Here is an 11,314-nt window from a genome sequence, read left to right as displayed (position 1 = left end):
CACCACGCCGCCGCTCGAAGCACCTCCGCCACGCCGTGCAGCTTCTCCTGCCCTGAAGGCACCCGGATCATTGATGAAAACTGCTGCTTCGCTGATTTACCGTCTGTTCGTAGCGCTCATTCTCGCCGGCCTCGTCGCCGCCACCCAGTACTACATCGCCGAACGCTGGAACCGCGGCGCCGAATTCGTCGGCGCCGGCAACAGCATCCACGGCTTCGCGTACAGCCCCTTCCAGCGTGACCAGAGTCCCCTGAAGGGGACGTATCCCACCGAAGCGCAGATCGGGTCCGACCTCGATCTGCTCGCGCAGTCCACCGAGCGCGTGCGGACCTATGGCATCACCGAGAACCCGGCGGTCATCCCGCTCGCGGCCGAGCGCAAACTGCGCGTGACGGCCGGCGCCTGGTTGTCGCCCGACCTCGCCGCGAACGAGCGCGAGATCGAAGCGCTGATCGAAGCGGTGCACAAATACCGGAACATCGACCGCGTCGTGGTCGGCAACGAAGCAGTGTTGCGCGGCGACCTTTCGGTCAAGGAACTGTCCGCGTATCTCGCGAGCGTGCGCAAGGCGCTGAAGCGGCTCAAGGTTCCGGTTTCGACGGCGGAGCCGTGGCACGTCTGGCTCAAGAATCCGGAGCTCGCGAAGAACGCCGACTACATCAACGTGCACCTCCTTCCGTACCACGAAGGGGTTCCGGTCGAGTCCGCGGTCGACTATGCGCTGATGCGCTACGACGAACTCGTGAAGACCTTCCCGAGGAAGAAGATCGTCATCGGCGAAATCGGCTGGCCGAGCCGTGGTCCGACGCTGAACAGCCTCGACGGCGCGGACACGAGTTCGGTCCCGTCCGCGGAGAACCAGGCCCGGTTCATTCGCGAGTTCCTCGCGCACCCGCGCACCGCCGACCTCGATTATTTCCTGATGGAAGCGATCGACCAGCCGTGGAAGATCGAAGTCGAAGGATGGGCCGGCGCGTACTGGGGCATGTACAACGCCGAGCGCGAGGCGAAATACCCGCTCGACGGCCTCGTCGTGAAAGACATCCGCTGGCATGAGAAGGCCGAGATGGCGGCGATGATCGCCTTCCTTCCGATGTTCCTGATCTGCTTCCTGCTGCGCGACTGGAATGTCCTCGGCCGCCTGTGGCTCGCCTCGTTGATCCAAGCCTGTGCCGTGACGCTCGTCATCGGTCTGAACGTGCCGGCGGACTACTACCTCACCCAACGCGACCTGATCGGCCTCGTCATGCTGATCGGCGCGACGATCCTGACGATCGCGGTGCTGCTATCACACGGCTTCGAGTTCGGCGAAGTGCTGTTCAAACGCCGCTGGCAGCGGCGCTTCCTGCCGCTTGCGCCGCACCCGGTCGAACGCGAGCCCTTCGTATCGATCCACCTTGCGTGCTGCAACGAGCCGCCCGACATGGTGATCGCGACGATCGACAGCCTCGCGGCAATGAACTACGGCAACTTCGAAGTTCTCGTTCTCGACAACAACACGAAGGACGAGGCCTTGTGGAAGCCGCTCGAGAAGCGCTGCGCCGAACTCGGGCCACGCTTTCGCTTCTTCCATCTCGACAACTGGCCCGGCTTCAAGGCGGGTGCGCTCAACTTCGGCCTCAAGCAGACCGATCCGCGAGCCGAAGTCGTCGGCGTCGTCGACGCGGATTACGTCGTGTCGCCGGACTGGCTGTCTTGCCTGATCCCGCACTTCGACGCTGCCGACGTCGCCGTCGTGCAGGCACCGCAAGCGCACCGCGACTGGGAGACGCAGCCGTTCCGCCGCATGTGCAACTGGGAGTTCGACGGCTTCTTCCGCATCGGCATGCACCACCGCAACGAGCGCAACGCGCTGATCCAGCATGGAACGATGACGCTCGTGCGTCGGATCGCGCTCGAAGAGGTCGGCGGCTGGTCAGAATGGTGCATCTGCGAGGACACCGAACTCGGCCTGCGCCTGATCGAAAAGGGCTACGACACGCGTTACGTCGACCACATCCTCGGGCGCGGGCTCACGCCGGCCGACTTCCCGGCGATCAAGAGCCAGCGCTTCCGCTGGGCCTTCGGCGCGATGCAGATTCTCAAGCACCACCTACCCGCGATGCTCGGCCCGAGCCGGCTCAACATCGCGCAGCGCTACCACTTCCTCACCGGATGGTTCGCTTGGCTCGGGGACGCGCTGCAGCTCGTGTTCGTGTTCGCGAGCCTCGCATGGACGATCGGCATGCTCTACATGCCCAAGGAGTTCGGGTTGCCGGTGTCGGCGCTCGCGCTGCCGATCCTCGTGTTCATGGCATTCAAGGGCGGTCTCGGGCCGATCCTCTACCGCCGGACGATGGACGCGCCGTGGAAGGACATTCTCGGCGCATCGGTGCTCTCGGTCGGACTGGCGCACGCGATCGCGAGGGGCGTCTTCGCCGGCCTGATCAAGAAACGCGGCGAGTTCGTCCGCACGCCGAAAGGCTGGAAGGACAAGGGGACGCTCGCGTTCTTCTCGCCGATCCGCGAGGAAATCGGGCTGCTCTTCGCACTGATCCTCGCCTCGGTCGTCCTCGTCTGGCTGCGCGGCGCGAACGACCTCGAAGCACAGCTATGGGTGGGCATCCTGGCGCTGCAATGCATTCCCTATGTCGCGGCGATCGCGTGCCAGGTCGCCTCCTACATGCCGGAGCGCCCGCCCGTCGTCGTACCCGCGCCCGCGGCGCCGTCGGTTCCGCTGACACCCGTTCCGGCCGCACCTGCTCCGGTAGCGGCCAAGATGGGCGCTCGGGAATTGCGGGCCGGCCAAGGCTGACTGCCGTTGGGGGCGCCGACGAAGTCGGCGCTCTTCAATCCCCGGCGCCTCGGTTCCGCCTCGGCGGGGCGACGATCGGATGGCGCTGGCGACACCGGCGCCCCGCACTCCCGGTTCTCCCTCGACTGCGGATGATGGCGCGTAGCGCCGGCAGAACCGGCGCCTTTACTTCCCCATCTTCTTCATGTGCTCCTCGAGCCCGGCGCACGGGGATGCCCCTGCCCCGCCCGGTGCGGACGGCGTGAGCCAGATGATTTCGTGTATCGGCCCAAACCGCCGTCCCGCTACCTCGACGGGTGCGAAGAGTTCCGGAACGCTCACCCCGGCCTGCTCGCCGCGGAAGCCGATGTTGAGCTGGCGCAAGTGGGGCGCGCGGTGCGCGACCCGTTCGAAGACTCCCATATCGTGTGCGACGTGCCCGCCGCCGACGATCACGACGACCGGCTCGCCCGGCCGCTCGGCGGCGAGTGTCGTGATGACTGTCATCATCGCGTCGTTGCGCGTAAGCCAGGTTTCGTAAAGGCGATCAAGCAGCGCGGGCGGAGCGAAGCCGCAGTGCGCCTCGTCGAGCCGTCCCTGCATGAATTCGCGATAGGCCGCATCGGTGAACCCGGTGTCGTACAGCTGATCTCGCTCGACCTCAGTCAGCCCCTGCGTGCCGACGCGGCTGATGCGCCGACGCAGGCCGCGCGTCAGATCGATACCGGCGACACGCAGCTTGTTTGCCCGTGCGAACTCTAGCAGCGGCCCGTAGTCGCGCCACTGCTCGCCGTCAGCCGCCCACTCCAGCTCGGTACGCAAGCGGCGCGCAGGCGCTTCGGCGTCGTCGGACGCCGGCGCGAAAACGTAGTTCATCAGGTCGCTCGTCTGCGTCAGGCTCACGACCTCGAAGCCGATCGCGGGTTTGCGCCCGCTCGCGACGAGGTCGGTGACGATGCGAAGCTGGGCGGCGTGATGGTAGCGGTTGCCGTGCTGTTCGCCCAGATAGATCACGTCCGCCGCCGCGAGCCGCATTTGAAAGCTCGTCCGGTCGAGCTCGGCACCGTCGGGGGCGACGTGGAGCGTTCCGGCGACGGGCGTCGCGGTCTCGCCGGAACTCGGCTGGCTGCAGCCAAACAGGAGCGCGGCTGCCGCGAGCACGCATGCTGTCGAGCGGTCGATTGCACGCATTCCCAAGCCTCCTTCGCCCGCTCCCGAATGCTGCTTCCGGGATGTCGAGGCCGCGCGAAAGCGCGCGTCGCCATGCGGACTGAATGTCCGGATGTTAGCACTCAGAGCTGCGGCCGGCGCTTCGTCGGGACGCGGGCGCCCGCGGCGCGTGTTCAGGGAATGAAGCTGAGTTCGATCTCGTCGCTGCGACGGGCGCCCGCCGTCATCTCGCGGCACAGGTCGAGAAAAGCCTTCATACCCGCCGTCTGGAACTTCTGCCGATGCCAGAGAAAATGAAAGCGCCGGCGCAAATCGAGCCACGGCGTTTCGATCGCGACCAGGCTTCCACGACGGAACGCTTCGCGCAGCGCCATGCGCGAAATGCAACCGATCCCCAGTCCCGATTCGACGGCGCGCTTGATCGCCTCGGTGTGTTCGAGTTCGAGCCGCACGTCGAGTCGCCTTTCAAGATGCCGGGTCGCCTGGTCGAAGGTTTCGCGGGTGCCGGAGCCGATTTCGCGCAAGATCCACGGCTGATCGAGCAGCTCGTCCGCTGTGGCCGGGCGGCGCTGCGCCATCGGGTGGGACGGCGCACAGAACACGACGAGCTCATCGTCGAGCCACGGCGCCGTGACGAGATCGGGGTGCTGCGAGCGCCCTTCGATGAGCCCGAGATCGAGTTCGAAGCCCGCGACCTGCTGGACAATGGTCGCCGTGTTGTGCACTTCGAGACGAATGCGCGCGTCGGGATGGCGTTGCAGGAACTCGGCGCCGATGAGCGTCGCGAGGTAGTTGCCGATCGTCAGCGTCGCGCCGATGTCGAGCGTGCCGAAGCCAGCACGGCCGTGGAGCAAGGCCTCAATGTCGTCCGCGCGGTCGAGGAGCTCCATCGCGCGCGGCAGCAGGCGCTCCCCGAGTTCGTTCAGACGCAGCGACCGGCCGACGCGGTCGAAGAGCTGGACGTCGAACTGCCGTTCGAATTCGGCCAGGCTGCTGCTCGCGGCCGATTGCGAGATCGCCGACAGCTCCGCCGCGCGCGAAATGCTGCCGGTTCGCGCGGTGGCGGCGAAGATCGCGAGTTGGCGAAGCGTGAACTTCATATCGCTTTTTCTTCTAAGAAATATCCGAATTATCCAACCAACGGATATTTACGCAATCCTAAAATCAGCACCGACCCGTATTCCCTCCCGGCAAGGTGACAACCATGAGCAATCTCAGCACCGAACGCGTCCTTAGCGTCCATCATTGGAACGACACGCTCTTCAGCTTCCGCACGACCCGCGATCGCGCGCTGCGCTTCACGAACGGTCAGTTCGTGATGATCGGCCTCGACGTCGACGGCCGCCCGCTCACGCGCGCCTACAGCATCGCGAGCCCGAATTACGAAGAGCACCTCGAATTCTTCAGCATCAAGGTCCCCAACGGTCCGCTGACCTCGCGCCTCCAGCACCTGAAGGAAGGCGACCCGATCGTCGTCAGCAAGAAGCCCACCGGCACGCTCGTGCTGCACGACCTGAAGCCCGGCAAGCGCCTGTACATGCTCGCGACCGGCACCGGTCTCGCCCCGTTCCTTAGCCTGATGCAGGACCCCGAGACCTACGAGCGTTTCGAGCATGTGGTGCTGATCCACGGCGTGCGTACCGTATCCGAGCTCGCCTACCGCGATTTCATCACCGAGCAACTGGCCGAGAACGAGTTCTTCGGCGACGACGTGCGCAACAAGCTCATCTACTACCCCACGGTCACGCGCGAACCCTTCGTGAATCGCGGCCGCCTGACCGATCTGATCGAAAGCGGCAAGCTGTTCGAAGATATCGGGCTGCCGCCGCTCGACCCCGAACACGACCGCGCGATGCTGTGCGGAAGCCCGGCGATGCTCAAGGACACCTGCTCGCTACTCGACTCGCGGGGGTTCAAGGTGTCGAGCCATATCGGCGAGCCGGGCGATTACGTCATCGAACGCGCCTTCGTCGAGAAGTAAGCCTGCGAGTCCGGGCAACGTGGGCCCCCGTCGCTCGTGCGAAAGCGTGGGCGCGGGAGTAAACTTCTGCTTCCCCGCCGTTTTCCGGACTACCTTAATGACCACCCCCCGCAGACGGGCGGCGATCGCGCCGCTACCTGCATTGCCCGCGCTGTTGCTCGCCGGGTCGCTCGCGGCCCACGCAGCGCCGCCGCCCGACCATCCTTCCCCCGCCAATGCATATCGGATCATGGCGTCCGGCACGCCCCTGCGCGCCGAAACACCGGCGCACACCGGGGAAGTCGTCAGTACGATCGATGCGAACGAATACACCTACATCGAAGTCAGGGAAGCCGACGGCACGCGCTGGATCGCGGGGCCGCGTACCGTCCTGTCGCGGGGCGACATCGTCCGCTTTGACGACGGCGTGGTCATCAAGGCGTTTCACAGCAAGCTGCTGCACCGCACCTTTCCGGCGGTGATGTTCGTCAGCGGCGTTACCGTCACGCCTGCAGGTCACTGAATATGAGCAGAATCGTCGAGATCCGCATGCCGAGGTTTCCCGAATGCTGGGAGAGCTGCGGTTCCTGTCGCGCGGAGGAGGTCTACGTGCAGAGCGTGCTGATTCGCGCAGGGGAAAACATCGGCTTCGACGAAACCGTGATCGTGCTCGAGACCGGGAAGGTCGCTCTCGACATTCCGTCCCTCTATGCGGGACGCGTTGTCGAGGTCCACATCGACGAAGGCGACCTGATCGACGAAGGGCAACTGATCGCGACGATCGACGCGGGCTGAAGCGTCGAGCTGGATGCACGCCGGGCGCGTCGCCGCTGCGACGGACCGGCGGAACTTCGAACGAGTGCCCAAATTGGGGTATCGCGTCGAAGCCGAGTTTGTGCTTCTCTACACCCTCGCCTCCCTTCTCCGATCGCAATGCCTCCACCATTTTTCCCGGCCGCTGCGCTGGCCGCCCTGCTCAGGCCGTATCGCCAGCGCGTCGTGGTTGCCGGCATCGCGCTGCTCGTCGCCGCGGGAGCGATGCTCGCGGTCGGACAAGGATTGCGGGCGGTCGTCGATCGCGGTTTTTCGGCTGGGAACCCGATCTGGCTCGACGCGACGCTCGCGGCGATGTTCGGCATCATCGCGCTGCTCGCCGGCGCGACCTACGTTCGCTTCTACAACGTCTCGTGGCTGGGCGAGCGCGTCACCGCGGACCTGCGCCAGCGCCTCTTCGATCACCTGCTCACGCTGCCGCCGGCGTGGTTCGAGGCCGGACGCACCGGCGAAGTGATTTCGCGGCTGACGTCGGACACCGCGCAGATCGAAAGCGTCATCGGATCGAGCCTGTCGATCGCGCTGCGCAACATCCTGATGCTGTTCGGCGGGCTCGCGATGCTGTTCACGACGAGCCTCAAGCTTACGCTGCTGACGCTCGCCGGGGTCCCGCTCGTCGTCGTGCCGATCATCATCTACGGTCGGCGCGTCCGCCGGTTCGCGCGCGAAAGTCAGGACCGGCTGGCCGAACTCGGCAGCCGCATCGACGAGACGCTGCACGAGATCCGCGTCGTGCAGGCGTACGGCCACGAAGATGCCGACCGCGCGGACTTCCGGCAGCGGCTCGATCGCGCGTTCGATTCCGCGCACGCGCGCGTCCGCGTCCGCGCGCAGCTCGTCGCAACGGTGCTCGTGCTCGTGTTCGGCGCGATCGCGTTCATCCTGTGGGTCGGCGGACACGACGTCCTCGCGGGGACGCTCAGCGCCGGCCAACTGTCCGCATTCGTGTTCTATTCCGCGCTGGTTGCGGGCAGCGTCGCGGCACTATCCGAAGTCTGGGGCGACTTGCAGCGGGCGGCCGGCGCCACCGAGCGTCTGTTGGAAATTCTCGCCGCGCGCCCGGCGATCCGCGTGCCCGCGGTGCCGGTGCCGCTACCCGAACCACCGCGCGGCGAAATCCGCTGCGAGGGCGTGAGCTTCCACTACCCCTCCCGGCCGAACGCACCCGCGCTGCAGCACTTCGACCTCTCGGTCGCGTCCGGCGAAACCGTCGCACTCGTCGGCCCGTCCGGAGCGGGCAAGTCGACGCTCTTCCAGTTGCTGCTGCGCTTCTACGATCCGGATGCGGGCGTCCTGCGCATCGACGGCGTCCCGCTCACCTCAGCCGATCCGTCCGCGATCCGCAACCGGATCGCGCTCGTTCCGCAGGAGCCCGTGATCTTCGCCGCGAGCGTCGCGGAGAACGTCCGTTACGGCCGACCGGAAGCGAGCCTCGACGAAGTGCGCGCCGCGTGCGAAGCCGCTAGCGCGGACGAGTTCATCTCGCGACTTCCGGCCGGCTACGACAGCGATCTCGGCGAGCGCGGCGTGAAGCTGTCGGGGGGACAGCGGCAGCGAATCGCGATCGCGCGCGCGATCCTCGCCGACCGCCCTATCCTGCTGCTCGACGAGGCGACCTCCGCGCTCGACGCCGAAAGCGAGCGGATGGTGCAGGAGGGGCTCGACGCGCTGATGCGCAATCGGACCACGATCGTCATCGCCCACCGTCTGGCCACCGTGCAGCGCGCCGACCGCATCATCGTGCTCGACGCCGGCCGGATCGTTGAAACCGGCACCCACTCGCGCCTGGTCTTGCTGAACGGCCTGTACGCCCACCTCGCGCGCCTGCAATTCGCCGCCTGAACGTTCGCCTGCGGAAGGACTAGAATCGATCGGTGGCCCCGGCGCGGACGTTCGTGCGCCCTGACAACCGGAGGAAAGCCGTGTCCCGAATTCTCGTTCTCACGCTCCTCGGCGACGACCGTCCCGGACTCGTCGAACAGCTCTCGTCGGTGATCACCGCTCATCGCGGGAACTGGCTCGAATCCTCGATGGCCCAGCTCGCGGGGAAGTTCGCCGGTGTCCTGAAGGTGAGCGTGCCGGCGGAAGAGGCGGAACCGCTCGAACAGGCCCTGGCGCAGCTGTCGGCGCTGCGTGTCGCCGTCGAATGTTCGATGGACTCCGCCGGCGCGGCGCCGCGTCACCGCCGTCTCGCGTTCAGCCTCGTCGGACACGACCGCATCGGCATCGTCCGCGAGGTGTCGCAGGTGTTCACCCGGCACGGCGTCAACGTCGAGAAACTCGTCACGCACGTGTCGAGCGCGCCGATGTCATCCGAGACGCTGTTCCACGCCGAGGCGGTACTCAACGCCGACGCCTCGGTCGACGCCGCGGCGCTGAAGGCGGATCTCGAACGGCTGTCGAACGACCTGATCGCCGACATCAATCTCGACGAGCTGGTGGGCTGAGGCGTCTCGCCGTCGCCGCTCAGTCGGCATACCGGCAGCTGTTCCGCCCTTCGCTCTTCGCGCGATACATCGCTTCATCCGCGCGCCGCAGCAGCCCGTCCTCGTCGTCGGCATGCTCCGGATACAACGCGATGCCGATGCTCGACGAGATCCGCACTTCGTAGCCGTCGAGGAGGAAAGCTCGCTCGATCTCACTGCGGATTTTTTCCGCGACGATCTCGACATCGGCCCGGGAGTCGACTTCGGGCAGCAGGACCACGAATTCGTCGCCGCCGCATCGGCCGAGAGTGTCGGACGAACGGACCGAACCCTGCATCCGCCGACAGGCCTCGACCAGCAGCAGGTCGCCGACGTGGTGCCCGAACTCGTCGTTCGCCTCCTTGAAGCGGTCCAGATCGACGAACAGTAACGCGAGGCGATGCTGGTAGCGGCGCGCCTGATCGACTGCGTGGGTCAGCAATTGTCCGAACAGCAGGCGATTCGGCACCCCGGTGAGCACGTCGTGGGTTGCGAGATGGGAAATGCGACGCTCGACGTCCTTGCGCTCGGTGATATCGGAGATCACGACCGTCGCTCCCTTCAGCCCGCCCCGATCGTCGGTCAGCGGGGCGTCCGACACCAGCGCGGTGATGACGCGCCCGTCGCCGCGGACGATTTCCTTCTCGTAACGCTTCCCGCGCCCCATCCGCAGTCGTTCGAGGAGGTGCTCACGGCTCTCGGGCTCGCCGTCCCGCCACAATTCGTCCAACGCGCGACCGATGAGCACCGATTCGTCGCGCCCGAGCATTTCGATCAGGCTCGGGTTGACGAAAGTCAGCCGGAACTGCGCGTCGGTCGCCGCGATCCCTTCTTGCGCGAGATTCACGAGCGTGCCGTAGCGCGCCTCGCTCCGTCGCAACGACGCCGACGTACGCGCCAGCGTACGGGCGCGTCGGCGAGCCAGTGACATCGAGAACGTGACCACCACAAACAGCACGCCGACGAGCGCGATCGACACCAATTCGGCCTGGCGCGCGTCGAACGGCGCGAGGTAACCCGGCAAGGCTTCGAGCCGCGCGATCCACTCCCGCCCGGCCAGCGACACGTGCTCGACGCTGACCAACTCGGGCTCGTCTTCCGGCTCGCGACCGCCATGACTGTCGTACAACAGGTTGCCGGGCGCCTCGGCTTCATCGTAAATCCGGAGTCGCACGCCGTCCGAATTCCGCCCGAGGATCCCTCGCATCAGATCGGACATCCGGAAAGGCATGTAAACCCAACCGAGCAGCGCTTCCCGGCGCTGCGCGAGCGTGTCCAACGGTTTGCTCCGATCGAACACCGCGCTGTAGATGAGGACACCCGGCTGGACGTCGGATTCCGTCTCCTGCACCAGGATCGTCCGGCCGGACAGCGCCGCTTGGCCGGTTCGCACCGCGCGCTCCATCGCCGTCCGCCGCACGGGCTCGGAATACATGTCGTAGCCGTAGGCACGGCGATTCCGCCAATCGTCTGGCTCGAGCATGATGATGCTGGAGTAGCCGTCGCGTTCGCCCTCCGGCCACACTCGGTAGTTGGCGTTCCCCTCGCGGCGCATGCGCGCGAGATGCGCTGGCAGCGTCTCGGGCTCTATCCACTCGGTGAAGCCGAACCCCTGGATCCCGGGAAAGTCTTCGACCAGGTTCAGCGTCGTTACAAAATCCCGCCATTCCGCACGGTCGATTTCGCCGGCCAGCCCGAAGAGCGCCCGTCCGCTGCGCAACAACGCCTTGTAACTCCTGAAGCGCTCCTCGATGCGAAGCACAACTTCGGCACGCTCGACTTCGAAGTGGGACGCCAGCTCGCGCTCGTGCCGGTCAGTGAGTTCACGCCATACCACCCAGGCCGCGAGCCCTGAACAAACGAACGCGAAAAGCGTCATCGCAACGACGCCCGACAGCCCGCCTCGCCAGCCCCGGACCGCTTCCCCCGATGTCTTGTCGTTGTCGGTCATGCAGCGCGTTTACCTGTTGCGGGAAGCCGATTACGGCACGGTGATCGGATATCCGTGCGCCCCCGGGACACGATACGAGCACTGGACAGCATCATCGGACATCGGTTCGACGGCCCCGCCGCCTGAACAGCATGCTGCAGGCTTGGGGTATCCTTGGCAGT

Annotated in this window: 9 protein-coding genes; 6 read left to right on the top strand and 3 right to left on the bottom strand. The window is 66.1% G+C overall.

Annotated elements, in window-relative coordinates; translation table 11 throughout:
- Positions 1-73: 73 nt before the first annotated feature.
- Positions 74-2,794, top strand: coding sequence for a glycosyltransferase (locus ROZ37_RS08060; RefSeq protein WP_312658768.1), 2,721 nt, complete (start codon positions 74-76; stop codon positions 2,792-2,794).
- Between the two features lie 165 nt (positions 2,795-2,959).
- Here the strand turns inward: ROZ37_RS08060 and ROZ37_RS08055 are convergent, their stop codons facing one another.
- Both ROZ37_RS08055 and ROZ37_RS08050 read right to left on the bottom strand, forming a co-directional pair.
- Positions 2,960-3,964: a ChaN family lipoprotein gene (locus tag ROZ37_RS08055; RefSeq protein ID WP_312658767.1), complete on the bottom strand. Its 1,005-nt coding sequence runs from the start codon at positions 3,962-3,964 to the stop codon at positions 2,960-2,962.
- Between the two features lie 152 nt (positions 3,965-4,116).
- Entirely contained in the window at positions 4,117-5,043 is a 927-nt protein-coding gene (locus tag ROZ37_RS08050) for a LysR family transcriptional regulator (protein ID WP_312658766.1), read from the bottom strand.
- 104 nt (positions 5,044-5,147) lie between these two features.
- On the opposite strand from ROZ37_RS08050, the gene ROZ37_RS08045 reads away from it, so the two are divergent.
- The 5 genes from ROZ37_RS08045 (at position 5,148) to ROZ37_RS08025 (ending at position 9,184) form a co-directional block, all read left to right on the top strand.
- The gene (locus ROZ37_RS08045) at positions 5,148-5,924 is read left to right on the top strand and encodes a ferredoxin--NADP reductase (RefSeq protein ID WP_312658765.1); all 777 of its coding nucleotides are present in this window, start codon (positions 5,148-5,150) and stop codon (positions 5,922-5,924) included.
- A 97-nt stretch (positions 5,925-6,021) separates the two neighbouring features.
- Complete coding sequence (locus ROZ37_RS08040) at positions 6,022-6,426, top strand: hypothetical protein (protein ID WP_312658764.1); 405 nt, start codon at positions 6,022-6,024, stop codon at positions 6,424-6,426.
- Positions 6,427-6,428: 2 nt separating this feature from the next.
- The gene (locus ROZ37_RS08035) at positions 6,429-6,698 is read left to right on the top strand and encodes a lipoyl domain-containing protein (RefSeq protein WP_312658763.1); all 270 of its coding nucleotides are present in this window, start codon (positions 6,429-6,431) and stop codon (positions 6,696-6,698) included.
- A 138-nt stretch (positions 6,699-6,836) separates the two neighbouring features.
- On the top strand, positions 6,837-8,579 hold the full coding sequence (locus tag ROZ37_RS08030) for an ABC transporter transmembrane domain-containing protein (RefSeq protein ID WP_312658762.1): 1,743 nt from the start codon (positions 6,837-6,839) through the stop codon (positions 8,577-8,579).
- An 80-nt stretch (positions 8,580-8,659) separates the two neighbouring features.
- Positions 8,660-9,184, top strand: coding sequence for an ACT domain-containing protein (locus ROZ37_RS08025; protein WP_312658760.1), 525 nt, complete (start codon positions 8,660-8,662; stop codon positions 9,182-9,184).
- A 19-nt stretch (positions 9,185-9,203) separates the two neighbouring features.
- Here the strand turns inward: ROZ37_RS08025 and ROZ37_RS08020 are convergent, their stop codons facing one another.
- Entirely contained in the window at positions 9,204-11,153 is a 1,950-nt protein-coding gene (locus ROZ37_RS08020; protein WP_312658759.1) for a CHASE domain-containing protein, read from the bottom strand.
- Positions 11,154-11,314 lie beyond the last annotated feature (161 nt).

This window comes from Aromatoleum sp., assembly GCF_032027225.1.
Taxonomy (GTDB): Bacteria; Pseudomonadota; Gammaproteobacteria; order Burkholderiales; family Rhodocyclaceae; genus Aromatoleum.
Note: the sequence above shows the minus strand (reverse complement) of the source record. Positions and strands in the feature narration are given on the sequence as shown.

Bases quoted from the DNA above. Each gene is read 5' to 3' on its own strand.
- ROZ37_RS08020 (WP_312658759.1), bottom strand. From the start codon at position 11,153: ATGACCGACAACGACAAGACATCGGGGGAAGCGGTCCGGGGCTGGCGA.
- ROZ37_RS08045 (WP_312658765.1), top strand. From the start codon at position 5,148: ATGAGCAATCTCAGCACCGAACGCGTCCTTAGCGTCCATCATTGGAAC.
- ROZ37_RS08035 (WP_312658763.1), top strand. From the start codon at position 6,429: ATGAGCAGAATCGTCGAGATCCGCATGCCGAGGTTTCCCGAATGCTGG.
- ROZ37_RS08050 (WP_312658766.1), bottom strand. From the start codon at position 5,043: ATGAAGTTCACGCTTCGCCAACTCGCGATCTTCGCCGCCACCGCGCGA.
- ROZ37_RS08040 (WP_312658764.1), top strand. From the start codon at position 6,022: ATGACCACCCCCCGCAGACGGGCGGCGATCGCGCCGCTACCTGCATTG.
- ROZ37_RS08030 (WP_312658762.1), top strand. From the start codon at position 6,837: ATGCCTCCACCATTTTTCCCGGCCGCTGCGCTGGCCGCCCTGCTCAGG.
- ROZ37_RS08060 (WP_312658768.1), top strand. From the start codon at position 74: ATGAAAACTGCTGCTTCGCTGATTTACCGTCTGTTCGTAGCGCTCATT.
- ROZ37_RS08055 (WP_312658767.1), bottom strand. From the start codon at position 3,964: ATGCGTGCAATCGACCGCTCGACAGCATGCGTGCTCGCGGCAGCCGCG.